Genomic DNA, 15901 nt, shown 5'->3' on the forward strand with positions numbered 1-15901 from the left:
AGTGAGGTGGAAGGGTGGAATCGGGGCCCGGCCGCCGGCCTCCCGCCGCCGTCTCACCGCCCCCTTGTCGCGCCCTCACCGACCCTCTCGCCGTCAGAAGCGGCGCAGTACGGCCTGCTTGGCCGCGGTGAACTCCTCCTCGGTGAGCACTCCGTCCCGGTGCAGCTCCCCCAGCTCACGCAGCCGTCGCAGCAGGACGTCGTGCTCGGCCCCCTCGGGGCCGAGCTCTTTCCCGGACCCGGACCCGGAACCCGAACCGGAACTGGCCCCGGTCCCGGACCCGGGCCGCGGGTCGTCCGAGGGCGGCAGGGCGGGAACGGACGCGGGGACCGGCGGGTGCGGCAGCCGGGCGGTGACGGCGGCGGCCAGCAGCACAGAGCTGACGTCCTTCGCCTGCCGGACGCCCCACAGCACCAGGCAGTTGGGGTCGTGGTCGGGCTTGAGCACGGCGTGCGGGCCCTTGGGGCGGAAGCGCACGAAGCCGTTCTCCAGCCCGACCGCCGGTGACCACTCCACACCCGCCAGCTCGTGCAGCGCGAGCGTTCGCGGTCCGGCGGAGGATTTGCTCCCCTCGGCCACCCAGTTCCAGTCGATCCGCACCAGGTCCCCGTCGAAGGAGGCCGTTCCGTCGGTGCCCTGCACCGTCAGCGGCACCGGCGGACCGGGCAGCAGATAGCGGCCGCACGGCTCGGCGACGGGTACCTGATCCAGCAGCAGGGCGTTGCGCAGCTCGTCCGCGAAGTACTCGGCGGCTCCGGCGCGGTCCGGCTCCACCTCAAGGCTGTACGGGTCGGCGGCGTCGGGCAGCCGTCCGCCGGCGGCCTGGAGGAGCGGATCGGCGCCGTGCCGCAGCCGCAGCCGCAGCCGCCCGGCCTTGCGGCCGGGCTCGTACGCGATCCCCGACACCGACTCCAGCGGCACCGCCACCTCGCCGAGCAGCCTCCGCAGCCTGTGCACGCTCTTGTGGTGCCCCGGCACGATGCGCACCGTGCCGCCGTCGAACGTCCAGTTCCCCGCCCGCTGGAGTATCTCGGTCATGCGGCGATTGTCCCAGCCGCCGGACCGGACCCCGCCCCTCGGTCCCGGTGTGCGCCGGTCCCGGTGTCCGTCAGTCCCAGTAGAGGCCGCGCAGACGTGAGGTGACGATGGTCACCGGGGTGTCGTCGCCCGGATCGGCGGGGTAGTAGGCGGCCTCGAAGCGCAGCTTCTCGCTGCGCGCGATGCTGCCGGAGTGGTGGAAGTCGGCGAAGGTGCTGCCCGGAGTGCCGATGCGCTCGATGATCCCGGACTCCCAGCGGGTGCCGTCCGCCCGGAGGTGGTAGAAGCGGCCCTGGATCGTGGACCCGGCCGGGAGGGTGGCGGTGAGGTGCGCCATCACCTGGTAGCGCGTCGCGCCGGTCAGGATGTCGGTGCCTTTGATGCCGAGGGTCTGCCACTGCCGGGGGGCGAGCCGGATGTCGCTGGTCTGGTACTCGCCGATCACCTTGGGCACGTCGTCCTCCTCGCTCCGGTCCCAGCCGGGGCTGTGGTTCAGGCGCTCGCGTACGCGGGCGCGCATCGTGTTCATGGAGAAACCGCGCGGGTCGACCTTGCCGGGCTGCCACTCCAGGTGCCCGATCACGGACTCGGCCTTCCAGCCGTGGTGGCGGCAGAGCGCGGCCGCGGCGCGTTCGATGGCGTCCAGCTGGGCCGCGGGCCAGGGGTCGCGGCCGTCGCCGAGGTTCTCGCACTCGAAGCCGTAGAAGTGGCGGTTGCCGTCGGTGTTCGCCTCGTTGTCCGGGGGGAGGGGCCTTTCGGCGATGACGGCGCGCAGGACGTCGTCGTCGCCCATGCCGGCGTGGTTGGCGCGGCCGTGGCCGACCAGGTGGACCCGCCCGTCCTTGGTGATCACCCCGTGGCACAGCGGGCCCGGAAGCGTCGAGTAGCCCCTGCGGCAGATCTCGACCGTCCGGGCCGACCCGGAGGTCACCGTGTGGTGGACCATCACGCCGTGCACCGGCCCCCACGGGCCCTTGTGGTTGCGGTTGTGAGTGCGCCAACTGCCGACCTCGACGACTCTGAGCCCCTCTTTCTTGAGCGCGGCGACGAATGCGCTCGCGCCGATGGGAGTAGCCATGTGTGTTCTCCCGACTACTTTTGGTGAGGTGCCTGTTCTTTTTCCTTACCCACTCCCGCGGGCGAGTCCGAAGGAGTGGCCAAGATTCTTTGAAGCCCTTCCGCCGCTCCCCGCGGCCGGGTCCCGCCGTCCGCGGGTGAGGGGGTGTTCGCCGCGAAGTGTCGAACAGTGTTAAGAATGGGCATGTGATCGGACTTTCCGGCCGATCTCGGGATTCACTGAGCCGACTGCTCGGCGCCCGGCGTCCACCGTTGGAACGGCACGAGGGCGGGAGAACGGGGGGCGGGGATCCCGGGGAGACGACGAGACGACCGCCGAAGCGGCACCCGGGCTCGCTGCTGGGCGTGCGCAGTCTGGCGGGCCAGGTGTTCGTCCTCCAGGCCGTCCTCGTCCTCCTGCTCGTCCTCGCCGCCGTCGCGGCCCTGGTGGTGCAGGCGCGCAACGACAGCACGCGGGAGGCGCGCAACCGGTCGATCGCGGTCGCCGAGGGGTTCGCCGGTGCGCCCGGACTGCCCGCGGCGCTCCGAAGCGACGATCCCACCGCGCGGCTCCAGCCGCTCGCCGAAGACGTCAGAGAGCGGTCCGGTGTGGACTTCCTCGTGGTGACGGACACCGACGGGATCCGCTACACCCACCCCAAGCCGGACCGGATCGGGAAGAAGTTCGTCGGCACCATCGAACCGGCGCTGCGCGGCGAGGTCGTCACCGAGGAGATCGTCGGCACCATCGGCCCTCTGGTGCAGGCGGTGGTCCCCGTCCGGAACGCGGACGGCTCGATCGTGGGCCTGGTCTCCGCGGGCATCACCGTCGAGAACGTCGAGGGCACCGCCGGAGGCCAGTTCCCGCTGCTCTTCGGCGCCTCCGCTGGAGCGCTGCTGTTGTCCATGGCGGGCACGGCGGTGGTCAGCCGGCGGCTGCTGCGCCAGACCCGCGGCCTGGGGCCCGGCGAGATGACCCGCATGTACGAGCACCACGACGCCGTGCTGCACGCCGTCCGCGAGGGTGTGCTGATCGCCGGCGCCGACGGCCGGCTGGTGCTCGCCAACGACGAGGCGCGCCGGCTGCTGGACCTGCCACCGGACGCCGAGGGGCGCCCCGTCGCCGGCCTGGGCCTCCCGCCGCCCCTCGGCGGACTGCTGGCCTCCGGACGGGTGGCCGTCGACGAGGTCCACATGGCGGGGGAACGCATGCTGGCCGTCAACCAGCAGCCCGTCGACCCCTACGGGGCCCCGTCGGGCAGCGTCGCGACGTTCCGGGACACCACCGAGATGCGGGTGCTCTCGGAGCGCGCCGAGGCGGCGGGCCGCAGGCTGAGGCTGCTGTACGACGCGGGCACGGGCATCGGCACCAACCTGGACATGGTGCGCACCGCCGAGGCACTGGCACAGGCCGCCGTGCCCCGGCTGGCCGACTTCGTCACCGTCGACCTGGCCGAGCCGGTGCTGCGGGGCGAGGAGCCCGCCGGCGAGGCGATGGACATGAACAGGGTGGCCGCCGCCGGGATCCGGGAGGTCCCTGCCTTCCACAGCAGGGGAGACCTCATCAGGCTCGCCCCCTCCACCCCGCAGGCACAGGGGTACGGGTCGGGGCAGGCGGTCCTGGAGGCCGACCTGGCCGGTACTTCCGGCTGGCGGGCGCAGGACCCCGAGCGTGCCCGGGAGATCCTGGCGGAGGGTGTCCACTCCCTGATCACGGCCCCCCTCCGGGCGCGCGGCATCGTTCTGGGGCTGGTCAACTTCTGGCGCTCGGAGAAGCCCGGGCCGTTCGACGGCGACGATCTGTCCCTGGCCGAGGAACTGGTGGTCCGGGCCGCGGTCGCCGTCGACAACGCCCGCCGCTACACGCGCGAGCACACCATGGCCGCCGCGCTCCAGCGCAGCCTGCTGCCGCGGGCCCTGCCCGAGCAGGAAGCGCTGGACGTCGCCTACCGCTACCTGCCCGCCCACTCGGGGGTGGGCGGCGACTGGTTCGACGTGATCCCGCTGTCCGGCGCCCGGGTGGCGCTGGTGGTCGGCGACGTGGTCGGCCACGGTCTGCACGCGGCCGCCACCATGGGGCGGCTGCGGACCGCCGTCCACAACTTCTCCGCCCTGGACCTGCCGCCCGACGAGATCATCGGGCACCTCGACGAACTGGTGAGCCGGAACGACCAGGAGGGGGACGGCGAGGACGGGACGCCGGGCGACACCCACGGGATGATGGGCGCCACCTGCCTGTACGCGATCTACGACCCGGCCTCCCGGCGCTGCGCCATGGCCCGGGCCGGGCACCCGCCTCCCGCGGTCGTCCGCCCCGACGGCACGGTGGAGTTCCCCGACACGCCCGTCAGCGCCCCTCTCGGACTGGGGGCGCCGCCCTACGAGTCGGCCGAGATCGAACTGACCGAAGGCAGCCGGCTGGTGCTGTACACCGACGGGCTGGTGGAGGACCGGGCGCGCGACATCGATGTCGGGCTGGACCTGCTGGCGCAGGCTCTGGCCGGAGCCGACCGCTCCCCGGAGGAGACCTGCGACGCGGTGACCGGGGCGATGCTGGCCGAGCGCCCGCGCGACGACATCGCCCTGCTCGTCGCCCGTACCCGGGCCCTGGCCGCCGACCGGACGGCGTCCTGGGACGTGCCCTCCGATCCCGCCGCGGTCTCCGCCGTACGTGACGAGGTCGCGCGGCGGCTGGCCGACTGGGGGCTGGAGGAGGCGGCGTTCACCACCGAGCTGATCCTCAGCGAGCTGGTCACCAATGCCATCCGGCACGCCACCGGGCCGGTGCGGGTCAGGCTGCTCAGGGCGGAGCGCAGTCTGATCTGCGAGGTCTCCGACACCAGCAGCACCTCGCCGCACCTGCGCCGCGCGGCGACGACGGACGAGGGCGGGCGGGGGCTGTTCCTGGTGGCGCAGCTCTCCGAGCGTTGGGGCACCCGGTACACCGGGACCGGGAAGGCCATCTGGGCCGAGCAGCAACTGCCCTCGGTCTGACCGGCCCGGCCGTCCGGCAGCCCGGCCGGAGGTTCGGGACCGGAGTGGGGGGCGCCGGCGACGGCGCCCCCCACCGGCCTGTCGGACCGCTCTGTCCGGTCCGTTCGCTCAGGAGGTGGCGACGCCCAGCTCGCGGGCGATCAGCATGCGCTGGACCTCGCTGGTGCCCTCGCCGATCTCCAGGATCTTCGAGTCCCGCCACATACGTGCCACCGGGTACTCGTTCATGAAGCCGTAGCCGCCGTGGATCTGAGTGGCCTCACGGGCGTTGGTGACCGCGATCTCCGAGGAGTACAGCTTGGCGATGGCCGCCTCCTTCTTGAACGGCTCGCCCGCCAGCAGCCGGGAGGCCGCGTCGCGCCAGGCGATACGGGCGGTGTGGGCGCGCATCTCCATGTCGGCCAGCTTGAACTGGATGGCCTGGTTGGCGCCGATGGGGCGGCCGAAGGCGCGGCGCTCCCCGGCGTACCGCACCGACTCGTCCACACAGCCCTGGGCCAGGCCGGTGGCCAGCGCGGAGATGGCGATGCGACCCTCGTCCAGGATGCGCAGGAACTGGGCGTAGCCGCGGCCCTCCTCGCCCAGCAGATTGGCGGCCGGGACCCGGACGTCGGAGAAGGACAGCTCGCGGGTGTCCGAGGCGTTCCAGCCGACCTTGGAGTAGGGCGCGGCGACGGTGAAGCCCGGAGTGCCGGAGGGGACGATGATCGAGGAGATCTCCGGGCGGCCGTCGGGCTTGCGGCCGGTGACGGCGGTGACGGTGACCAGGCCGGTGATGTCGGTGCCGGAGTTGGTGATGAAGCACTTGGTGCCGTTGATCACCCACTCGTCGCCGTCGCGCACGGCGGTGGTGCGGGTGCCGCCCGCGTCCGAGCCGCACTCGGGCTCGGTCAGGCCGAAGGCGCCGAGCATCTCGCCCGAGCACAGCTTCGGCAGCCACTGGCGCTTCTGCTCCTCGGTGCCGAAGCGGTGGACGGGCATGGCGCCCAGCGAGACGGCGGCCTCCAGGGTGATGGCGACCGAGGAGTCCACCCGGGCCAGCTCCTCCAGTGCCAGGCACAGGGCGAGGTAGTCGCCGCCCATGCCTCCGTATTCCTCGGGGAAGGGCAGGCCGAACAGGCCCATGCGGCCCATCTCGCGGACGATCTCGTAGGGGAACTCGTGGTTCTCGTAGAACTCCCCGATCTTCGGCGCGATGACGTCGTGCGCGAACTCCTCGACGGTGCGGCGCAGTTCCTCGTGCTCGGGGGAGAGGCGGTGGTCAAGGGACATGGCTGTCACTGCTCCTTGTGGGAGTCGCGGGAGACCTGGGTGTCCTGGGAGCCGGGGGTGTCGTGGACTCCCTGGGAGGAGAGGGCGCGGACGGTGCGGGACGGGCTGGGCCGGTCCAGCCGCTCGGCCATCCACACGCTGGTGGCGGTGAGGCGGCCGAGGTCGACCCCGGTGTCGATGCCGAGGCCGTGCAGCATCCACACCAGGTCCTCGGTGGCGAGGTTGCCCGTGGCGCTCCTGGCGTACGGGCAGCCGCCGAGCCCTCCGGCGGAGGCGTCCACCGTGGTGACGCCGTGCCGGAGGGCGGCCAGGGTGTTGGACAGGGCCTGGCCGTAGGTGTCGTGGAAGTGGACGGCGAGGCGGCCGGTGGGCACGCCCGCGTCGTTGAGGGCGGTCAGCAGGGCGGTGACATGGCCGGGGGTGGCCACACCGATGGTGTCGCCCAGGCTCAGCTCGTCGCAGCCGAGGTCGAGCAGTCGGCGGCAGACGCCGACCACCTGCGCGATGGGCACCGGGCCCTCCCACGGATCACCGAAGCACATCGACAGATAGCCGCGCACCCCGGCGCCCGCCTCCTTCGCACGTGCGACCACCGGCTCGAACATCGCCAGGGCCTCGTCGACGGTGCGGTTGAGGTTGGCCCTGGCGAAGGACTCGGTGGCGCTGCCGAAGACGGCGATCTCGCGGACGCCGAGGGCCAGAGCCCGCTCCAGGCCGCGCTCGTTGGGCACGAGCGCGGGCAGCCGTACGGCATCGGCGCCCGCCCGGTCGGCGAGATCGGCCACGGCCGGGAACAGCTCCTCGGCGTCGGCCAGTTGGGGCACCCATTTGGGATGGACGAAGCTGGTCGCCTCGATGGTGCGCAGCCCGGCGCCGGCGAGCCGGCGGATGAACTGGGCCTTCACCTCGACGGGAACGGTCGACTGTTCGTTCTGCAGCCCGTCGCGCGCGCCCACCTCGTGGATGCGGACGCGGTCCGGAAGCCCCTCGGCCGGAACGGCCATGGGCAGACCCTCGATCATCGCGCGGCCTCCTTCTTGGGCTCCCCGGGCTCCCCGGGCTCCCCGGGCTTCTCCGTCTCCTTCGGTCCCTCCGACGGCGCGGAGTCCTTCGGCTCGACGACGGCGAGCACCTGGTCCATGGCGACCGTGCTGCCCGCGGTGACGTCCAGTTCGGTGACGACCCCGTCGCAGGGGGCGGCGATGACGTGTTCCATCTTCATCGCCTCCACCACCAGCAGGCTCTGGCCGACGGTGACCTCCTCGCCGACGGCCGCCTTGACGACGGTGACCGTGCCGGGCATCGGCGCGGTCAGGGCGTCGGCGCCGTGCGCCCCCGCGCCGCCCCGCAGGGCCGCCTCGACCGGGTCGTGGTCGGCCAGGTGCCAGCTCTGCCCGTCGCGGCCGAGCCAGCGGCTGCCGCCGGAGCGGGCGTGGGCGAAGGAGTGGGTCACCCCGTCCCAGGTCAGCAGCGCGCGACCGGAGTCCTCACCGGAGCCACCGCTGACATCACCACCGCCTTCCGACCGCAGCACGGCACTCACCGGCCCGGCGTCCCCGATACGGACCTCGGCGCCGTCGGCCCGCCCGCGCACCCGCACGGCCACCGGCTCGTGGCCCGGTATCCGCAGATGGTGGACCGTCCAGGCGGGCTCGCCGCCCAGTCGCCAGCCGGTCGGCGCGGAGAACGGGTCCGTCCAGCCGGCCGGACCGCCCGTGGAGGCGGGGGCGGAGGGCTCCAGAGCGGCGTGCCGCAGCAGCGCCGCCGCCGCGTACACCTCGTCGGGCACGGCCGACGGCAGCAGTGAGGCTGCGTCGCGGTCCACCAGGCCGGTGTCCAGCTCCCCGGAGACCACCGCCGGGTGGGCCAGCAGGGCGCGCAGGAAGGCGGTGTTGGTGTCCACGCCCAGCACGGTCGTCTCCGCCAGTGCCGAGCGCAGCCGCCGCAGCGCGGAGGCCCGGTCCGGGCCGTGGGCGATCACCTTGGCGAGCATCGGGTCGTAGACCGTGCCCACCTCGGTGCCCTGCGCGAGCCCGGAGTCCGTACGGACGCCCTCGCCCGAGGGCTCCGACAGCAGATGGACGGTGCCGGCCGAGGGTAGGAAGTCCACCTTCTCGCCGGTGGCGCGCGCCGTCTCCGCGCAGATGCGGGCCTCCACCGCGTGCCCGGCCAGCCGGACGTCCTCCTGGCCGAAGGCCAGCGGCTCGCCGGCCGCCACCCGAAGCTGCCACTCCACCAGGTCCAGGCCGGTGATCAGCTCCGTCACCGGGTGTTCGACCTGGAGGCGGGTGTTCATCTCCATGAAGCAGTAGGCGGCCGGATCGCCGCCGGGGACGATGAACTCCACCGTGCCGGCGCCCCGGTAGCCGCAGGAGCGGGCGGCGCGTACGGCCGCCTCGCCCATCGCGGCGCGGGTGGCCGGATCCAGCAGCGGGCTGGGCGCCTCCTCGATGATCTTCTGGTGGCGGCGCTGGAGGCTGCACTCGCGCTCGCCCAGGTGCACCACGGTGCCGTGGCCGTCGGCCAGGACCTGGATCTCGATGTGCCGGGGCCGGTCGATCCACCGTTCCACCAGCAGGGTGTCGTCGCCGAAGGCGCCGCGGGCCTCGCGCCGCGCGGCGGCGATCTCCTCGGCCAGCAGCGCCTCGTCGCGCACCAGCCGCATGCCCTTGCCGCCGCCGCCGGCCGAGGGCTTGAGCAGGACCGGCGTCCCGATCTCCAGCGCCGCGGCGGTCAGTTCGGCGTCGGTCAGACCGCTGCCGCTGCTGCCGGGCACCACCGGCACCCCGGCGGCCCGCACCGTCTCCTTGGCGCGGATCTTGTCGCCCATCAGCTCGATGGCGTCGGCGGGCGGGCCGACGAAGACCATCCCGGCCGCCTCCACCGCGCGGGCGAAGGCGGCGTTCTCGGCGAGGAAGCCGTAGCCGGGGTGCACCGCCCGGGCGCCCGTGCGCCGGGCGGCCTCCAGCAGTCTCCCGGCCGACAGATAGCTCTCGGAAGCCACCGCCGGGCCGATCCGCACCGCGGTGTCCGCCTCCCGTACGTGCCGGGCGTCGGCGTCCGCGTCGCTGAAGACGGCGACCGAGCGCACGCCCAGCCGCCGCAGCGTGCGGATGACGCGGACGGCGATCTCGCCGCGGTTGGCGACCAGCACCGTGTCGAACATGGAACGCATCCCCCTCACATCCGGAAGACGCCGTAGCCGGGCGCCGCGGGGTCCTTCTCGGGCAGTGGCGCGTTCGCGCACGCGGTGAGCGCGAGGCCGAGCACCGTACGCGTCTCCAGCGGGTCGATCACACCGTCGTCCCACAGCCGCGCGGTGGCGTAGTAGGCGTTGCCCTGGGTCTCGTACTGCTCGCGGACGGGCGCCTTGAAGGCGTCCTCCTCCTGGGCGCTCCACTCCTCGCCGCGCGCCTCCAACTGGTCGCGCTTGACGGTGGCCAGCACCGACGCGGCCTGCTCGCCGCCCATCACCGAGATCTTGGCGTTGGGCCACATCCACATGAAGCGCGGCGAGTACGCCCGGCCGCACATCGAGTAGTTGCCCGCTCCGTAGGAGCCGCCGACGACGACCGTCAGTTTGGGCACCCGGGTGCAGGCCACGGCCGTCACCATCTTGGCGCCGTGCTTGGCGATGCCGCCCGCCTCGTAACTGCGGCCCACCATGAAGCCGGAGATGTTCTGGAGGAACACCAGCGGTATGCCGCGCTGGTCGCACAGCTCGATGAAGTGCGCGCCCTTCTGGGCGGACTCGGCGAACAGGATGCCGTTGTTGGCGACGATCCCCACCGGGTGGCCGTGGATGCGGGCGAAGCCCGTCACCAGCGTCGTGCCGTACTCGGCCTTGAACTCGGCGAACCGGGAGCCGTCCACGGTGCGGGCGATGACCTCCCGCACGTCGTAGGGGGTGCGCGAGTCCACCGGGACCGCGCCGTAGAGCCCGGCCGGGTCGGCCTTCGGCTCCTCCACCGGCTCCACCGGCCACGGCAGCGGGCCGCGGCGGGGGAGGGTGGAGACGATCTGCCGCACGATGCGCAGGGCGTGGGCGTCGTCCTCGGCGAGGTGGTCGGTCACCCCCGAGGTGCGCGAGTGGACCTCGCCGCCGCCCAGCTCCTCGGCCGTGACGACCTCGCCGGTGGCGGCCTTCACCAGCGGCGGACCGCCCAGGAAGATCGTGCCCTGGCCACGCACGATCACGGCCTCGTCGCTCATCGCCGGCACGTAGGCGCCGCCCGCCGTGCAGGAGCCGAGGACGGCGGCGATCTGCGGGATGCCCGCGCCGGACATCCGTGCCTGGTTGTAGAAGATCCGCCCGAAGTGCTCGCGGTCGGGGAAGACCTCGTCCTGCATGGGCAGGAAGGCGCCGCCCGAATCCACCAGGTACAGGCACGGCAGCCGGTTCTCCAGGGCCACCTCCTGCGCGCGCAGGTGCTTCTTCACCGTCATCGGGTAGTACGTGCCGCCCTTGACCGTGGCGTCGTTGGCGACGACCACCACCTCGCGGCCCGACACCCGCCCGATGCCGGCGATCACGCCGGCGGCCGGGGCCTGCCCGTCGTACATCCCGTCCGCCGCGAGCGGGGCCAGCTCCAGGAAGGGCGACCCCGGGTCCAGCAGAGTGTCCACCCGGTCCCGCGGCAGCAGTTTGCCGCGCGCGGTGTGCCGCGCCCGTGCCCGCTCGCCGCCGCCCAGCCGTGCCGCGGCGAGCTTCTCGCGCAGCCGCGCGGCCAGCTCGCGGTGCGCGGCCTCGTTCGCCCTCGCCGCCTCCGACGCCGGATCCACGGCGCTGACCAGCGGAGGTGCCTGCTGCATCCCTTCGAGCCCCCTTGCCCGGTTAGTGAGCGTTAACCTCGCCATCAGGTTAACGCTCGCTAACCCGGCTGTCTACAATTCCCCTATGACGACCAGGACCGACGCCCCCACCCGCCGAGAGCAGATCCTCGGCCAGGCCGCCCGCCTGTTCGCCGAGCGCGGGTTCCACGGCGTCGGCGTGGACGAGATAGGCGCGGCGGTCGGCATCAGCGGCCCCGGCCTCTACCGCCACTTCGCGGGCAAGGACGCGATGCTCGCGGAGCTGCTGGTGGGCATCAGCGAGCGGCTGTACTCCGGCGGGCGCAGGTGTCTGGCGGAGTCCTCCGGGGCGGGCCTCGCGCCGGGGGCGACGCTGGACGCGCTCATCGGCCGCCACGTCGACTTCGCCCTCGACGACCGCGCCCTGATCACCCTCCACGACCGCGAGCTCGACCGGCTGCGCGACAGCGACCGCAAGCTGGTGCGCCAGCTCCAGCGCCAGTACGTGGAGCTGTGGGTGGGCGTCGTGCGCCAGGTGCACCCGGAGCTGCCGGAGAAGGAGGCCCGCGCCTCCGTCCACGCCGTCTTCGGCCTGCTGAACTCCACCCCCCACCTGAGCCGCCCCTCCTCCCTGCCGGACCGCGAAGCGGCGGCCGCCCTCCTGCACCGGCTGGCCCGCGGCGCCCTCGCCGCCGCGGCGGACGCGGCCGGGGGCGGTGCTGCGGACGCCGCCTCGGACGGCGGCTCCGGCGCCCCGGCGGGCGCCGGGCCGCGCGCCGAGAGCTGACCCCGGCCCCCGCCCGTGCCCGCCCGTCTCCGCTCCCTCGCGTATGACACCGCCCACAGTGGCGGGCAACCGCCGGAACACCCCTGGACAGCCGATTCGACCCTTCGGTAACTTGCGTCTGAGCAAGCGCTTAGTTTTTCCGGCTAGTTTTCCGGCCCCAGGAGGCGATGACGTGCGTCGCACGGTGTTCAACGAGGACCACGAGGCGTTCCGCGAGACCATCCGCGACTTCATCGCCGCCGAGGTCGTGCCCCACTACGAGCAGTGGGAGAAGCAGGGCTACGTCCCCCGCGAGCTCTACCTCAAGCTCGGCGAGCTGGGCGTCTTCGGCATCGAGGTGCCCGAGGAGTACGGCGGCGCCGGCGAGACCAGCTTCAAGTACAGCGCCGTCATCTCCGAGGAGACCGCCCGCGCCGGCGTCAGCTTCGGCGGCTCCGGTGTCCACACCGCGCTGTGCCTGCCCTACCTGCTGAAGTACGCCGACGAGGAGCAGAAGCAGCGCTGGCTGCCCCCCTTCGTCACCGGCGAGATGATGACCGCCATCGCCATGACCGAGCCCGGCGCCGGCTCGGACCTGGCCGGGATGAAGACCACCGCGAAGCTGTCGGAGGACGGCACGCACTACATACTCAACGGCGCCAAGACCTTCATCACCGGCGGCGTCCAGGCCGACCGCGTCCTGGTCTGCTGCCGCACCGCCCCGCCGACCCCCGAGGACCGCCGCGGGGGCATCTCCATCCTGGTGGTGGACACCGGGAGCGAGGGCTACGCCGTCGGCCGCAACCTCGACAAGCTGGGCCTGAAGTCCTCCGACACCGCCGAGCTGTCCTTCACCGATGTCCGTGTCCCCGCCCGGGACCTGCTCGGCGAGGAGGGCAAGGCGTTCTCCTACCTCACCCACAACCTCCCGCAGGAGCGCCTGGGCATCGCGGTCGGCGCCTACGCGCAGTCCGCCGCCGCCGTCCGCTTCGCCCAGGAGTACGTCAGGGACCGCACGGTCTTCGGCAAGCCCGTGGCCTCCTTCCAGAACACCAAGTTCGTGCTCGCCGACTGCCGGGCGGACGTGGACGCCATGCAGGCGGTCGTGGACCGCGCCCTGGAGGCGCTGGACGCCGGGGAGCTGACCCCCGCCGACGCCGCCTCCGTCAAGCTGTTCGCCACCGAGACCGCCGCCAAGGTCATCGACAAGTGCCTCCAGTTGCACGGCGGTTACGGCTACATGCGGGAGTACCCGATCTCCCGCCTGTACGCCGACACCCGCGTCACCCGCATCTACGGGGGCACCAGCGAGGTCATGCGGTCCATCATCGCCAAGTCGATGGGCCTGTGACAGGCCCGGGCTCAGGCCGGGTACGGAACCGAGTAGAGGAAACACCCCTTCCATGAGCGACAACGGCACGGACGGGGGCGCCGGCCGGACGCCCCCGTCCGCCCTGCTGGACCTGGTCGGCCTGCTCGACCTGGAGCGGATCGACCGCGACATCTTCCGCGGCCAGAGCCGCCAGGCGGTCATCCCCCGGGTCTTCGGCGGGCAGGTGGCCGCGCAGGCGCTCGTCGCGGCCTTCCGCACCGTCCCCGACGACCGGCTCGCGCACTCGCTGCACGCCTACTTCCTGCGCCCCGGCGACCCGGCCGCGCCGATCGTCTACACGGCCGACCGCATCCGCGACGGGCGGTCCTTCACCACCCGCCGGGTCGTCGCCGTCCAGCACGGGCAGCCGATCTTCCACCTGTCGGCGTCCTTCCAGACGGACGAGGACGGGCTGGAGCACCAGGAGCCGATGCCGGCCGCCCCGGACCCGGAGACACTGCCGAACTCCACCGACCTGCTGCCGCGCCACGCCCATCTGTTCAGCGACCCCGGCGTCGCCGACCGCCTCGCCGAGGCGCGGGCGGCGGTCGACCTGCGCTACGTCACCCAGCCGCCGTACGCGACGGCCGGGCAGCCGCGCGAGCCGCGCTCCCAGGTGTGGTTCCGCACGGCCGGCAAGCTCGACGGCGACCTCGACCGGCCGATGCTCCACCTCTGCCTGGCCGCCTACGTCTCCGACATGAGCCTGCTGGAGCCCGTCCTGCTCGCCCACGGACGCGGCGGCTGGGCGGTCGGGGACGTGGTGGGCGCGAGCCTGGACCACGCGATGTGGTTCCACCGCCCCTTCCGGGTGGACGAGTGGCTGCTGTACGACCAGTCCAGCCCCACCTCCCAGGCCGGCCGCGGACTGGGCCACGGCCGGATCTTCACCGCCGACGGGCGGCTGGCGATCACGGTGATGCAGGAGGGCGTGGTGCGGGTGCCGCGCGGCTGAGGGCGGCGTGCTCAGCGTGGTGCGGTGCTTCCGGGACTAGGAGGCGAACGTCCAGAAGAAGACGAGCGAGAAGAAGGCCGCGAGCCCGGTGCCCACGAAGAACCTGAGCACGTCGAACACATCCACGAGGACCAGCCTGGACTCGCCGTTGACCACCCCCCGGTGCGCCGGGTTTCCGGGACTGTAGGCGACGAGCGCGGTCTCCCCCACTTTCAGCGGAGGGCGGGGGTGGGGGCCGGTGAGCGCCTCGCGAGTGCGTCCCTCGGCGTCCTCGTACCGCACCACACCGACCACGGCGCCGTTGACCGTCCACTGGTAGCCGGTGCAGATGCCGACGGTCGTCTCACCGTGCCGCACTCCGTGCCGCTCCCGGACGATGAACACCAGACGCCGGATTCCGCCCTGCAGGAAGTACACGGACAGCGCAGCGGATATCGCCCCCAGCAGAAAGAGCATCCCCCGAACCTACCAACGGGCGGGAGGATCCCGGAGCGGCCTTTCGCGGTAACTCCGGAGCCTTTTCGGGGAAGAGGAACCGCCCGGTCGCGGCGACGGGAAAACCGCCGCGGTGATGCCCCGGAGCACGCGGGAGAACGATGGCCACGGTGGCCGGGGAAGAGCGGGGCGGCTCCTCGCCCGGCCGCGCGGGCTCCCGGGCGGAATACCGGCGCCGCCCGCCGCCGCGCTACGCGGGCGTCAGCCCCGCCGCCTCCAGCAGATAGGCGGTCATCGGCTCGTAGTAGCGCGGATTGATCACATGGTCGTCCAGGGGGACGGTGACCGCGAGGGTGCCCTCCGCCTCGCCGAGGAAGAGCGCCGGGTCGTTGCAGTCGGCGAAGCCGACCGTGGTGATGCCGCGCTGCGCCGCGCAGCCCGCCCAGCCGTGGTCGGCGAAGACCAGGTCCGGCAGCGGCTCGCCCTCGCGCTGGAGGGCGTCGAGGATCGCGGTCATCGGCTCGGGGGAGTGGGTGTGCCACAGCGTCGCCCCGCGCTCGTGCATCGCGATGTCCGCGAGCTGCACCACCACGCCCTGGTCCGCGATCAGCCCCAGCGGCACCCGTACGATCTCGCACCCGGCCGGCCGCAGCGCGTTCGCCACCCTGCTGTGCAGATCGATCAGCGCGCCCGGGTGACCGGTGGCGAACAGCACCCGGCGGCCGGCCTCCGCCGCCTTGCGCAGTTCGGCCGCGGCCCGGTCCAGGGCGGCCACCGTCAGCTCCGGGTCGATGGTGTCCTGGCCCTGGCGGTGCCCGGGATCGTCGACGACTCCGCAGCGCTCGGCCATCACCGCCAGCACGTCCTGCTCGTCACTCCAGCGGTCGCCCAGCTCCAGGCCCAGCCAGTAGTGCCGGTCGCCGTTGGCGAGCCGGCGGTAGTGGTCCAGGTTGTTCTCGCGCGGAGTGGCGACCTCCCCGGCGATACGGGTGCGGACGAGGTGGTCGATCAGCTCGGAGCGGGAGGGGGCGGCGGTTATCGGCATGGGGGCATTGTCCCCCGAGGGGGCCCGCCGGGCGATCCGCTTCGGCCCGCGGCGCCCGGCCGCACACCCGCCGCACCCGCACGGCGTCCCCACCGCATCCGCCGCCTGATGTACAGGCCGTCCAAAAGGGGACGGGCGGCTGTCGGATCCGTACATGTCCGCCGGGGCGGGCCCCTG

The 15901-nt window shown here is 73.1% G+C and carries 11 protein-coding genes and 1 pseudogene; 4 read left to right on the top strand and 8 right to left on the bottom strand.

The features are described from left to right. Nucleotides 1-93: 93 nt before the first annotated feature. Together ACGRHY_RS17835 and ACGRHY_RS17840 are read right to left on the bottom strand one after the other, a co-directional pair. Nucleotides 94-1038: a DUF4429 domain-containing protein gene (locus ACGRHY_RS17835; protein ID WP_394636315.1), complete on the bottom strand. Its 945-nt coding sequence runs from the start codon at nucleotides 1036-1038 to the stop codon at nucleotides 94-96. Nucleotides 1039-1531: 493 nt separating this feature from the next. After that, nucleotides 1532-2104, bottom strand: a pseudogene (locus tag ACGRHY_RS17840) (N-acetylmuramoyl-L-alanine amidase); the annotation flags it as partial. Between the two features lie 350 nt (nucleotides 2105-2454). Here ACGRHY_RS17840 and ACGRHY_RS17845 point away from each other — a divergent pair. After that, nucleotides 2455-5088, top strand: a complete 2634-nt coding sequence (locus ACGRHY_RS17845; RefSeq protein ID WP_394638102.1) for a SpoIIE family protein phosphatase — start codon at nucleotides 2455-2457, stop codon at nucleotides 5086-5088. A 108-nt stretch (nucleotides 5089-5196) separates the two neighbouring features. On the opposite strand, the gene ACGRHY_RS17850 is transcribed toward ACGRHY_RS17845, so the two are convergent. From ACGRHY_RS17850 to ACGRHY_RS17865, 4 genes are read right to left on the bottom strand one after another with little or no spacing between them, the layout of a single operon-like run. Then, nucleotides 5197-6360 carry an acyl-CoA dehydrogenase family protein gene (locus ACGRHY_RS17850; protein ID WP_394636316.1) on the bottom strand — a complete coding sequence of 388 codons (1164 nt, stop codon included), beginning with the start codon at nucleotides 6358-6360 and terminating at the stop codon, nucleotides 5197-5199. Between the two features lie 5 nt (nucleotides 6361-6365). Then, the gene (locus ACGRHY_RS17855; RefSeq protein ID WP_394636317.1) at nucleotides 6366-7382 is read right to left on the bottom strand and encodes a hydroxymethylglutaryl-CoA lyase; all 1017 of its coding nucleotides are present in this window, start codon (nucleotides 7380-7382) and stop codon (nucleotides 6366-6368) included. Next, nucleotides 7379-9526, bottom strand: coding sequence for an acetyl/propionyl/methylcrotonyl-CoA carboxylase subunit alpha (locus tag ACGRHY_RS17860; RefSeq protein ID WP_394636318.1), 2148 nt, complete (start codon nucleotides 9524-9526; stop codon nucleotides 7379-7381). Before ACGRHY_RS17860 ends, ACGRHY_RS17855 begins: the two co-directional genes overlap by 4 nt. 14 nt (nucleotides 9527-9540) lie before the next feature. Further along, nucleotides 9541-11172, bottom strand: coding sequence for a carboxyl transferase domain-containing protein (locus ACGRHY_RS17865; RefSeq protein WP_394636319.1), 1632 nt, complete (start codon nucleotides 11170-11172; stop codon nucleotides 9541-9543). 85 nt (nucleotides 11173-11257) lie between these two features. Here ACGRHY_RS17865 and ACGRHY_RS17870 point away from each other — a divergent pair, with 85 nt between their 5' ends. The 3 genes from ACGRHY_RS17870 to ACGRHY_RS17880 all read left to right on the top strand — a co-directional run bounded on the left by ACGRHY_RS17870 (nucleotide 11258) and on the right by ACGRHY_RS17880 (nucleotide 14244). Next, nucleotides 11258-11938, top strand: coding sequence for an SACE_7040 family transcriptional regulator (locus ACGRHY_RS17870; RefSeq protein ID WP_394636320.1), 681 nt, complete (start codon nucleotides 11258-11260; stop codon nucleotides 11936-11938). Between the two features lie 172 nt (nucleotides 11939-12110). After that, complete coding sequence (locus ACGRHY_RS17875; RefSeq protein WP_394636321.1) at nucleotides 12111-13268, top strand: acyl-CoA dehydrogenase family protein; 1158 nt, start codon at nucleotides 12111-12113, stop codon at nucleotides 13266-13268. Nucleotides 13269-13320: 52 nt separating this feature from the next. After that, nucleotides 13321-14244, top strand: coding sequence for an acyl-CoA thioesterase (locus ACGRHY_RS17880; RefSeq protein WP_394636322.1), 924 nt, complete (start codon nucleotides 13321-13323; stop codon nucleotides 14242-14244). Nucleotides 14245-14280: 36 nt separating this feature from the next. On the opposite strand, the gene ACGRHY_RS17885 is transcribed toward ACGRHY_RS17880, so the two are convergent. Both ACGRHY_RS17885 and ACGRHY_RS17890 read right to left on the bottom strand, forming a co-directional pair. Continuing rightward, nucleotides 14281-14700 (bottom strand): hypothetical protein, encoded by a 420-nt coding sequence (locus tag ACGRHY_RS17885; protein ID WP_394636323.1) that lies wholly within the window; start codon nucleotides 14698-14700, stop codon nucleotides 14281-14283. A gap of 229 nt (nucleotides 14701-14929) precedes the next feature. Continuing rightward, nucleotides 14930-15724: a phosphatase gene (locus tag ACGRHY_RS17890; protein ID WP_394636324.1), complete on the bottom strand. Its 795-nt coding sequence runs from the start codon at nucleotides 15722-15724 to the stop codon at nucleotides 14930-14932. Nucleotides 15725-15901: the final 177 nt, after the last annotated feature.

The organism is Streptomyces shinuiensis, from assembly GCF_043660855.1.
Classification (GTDB): domain Bacteria; phylum Actinomycetota; class Actinomycetes; order Streptomycetales; family Streptomycetaceae; genus Streptomyces.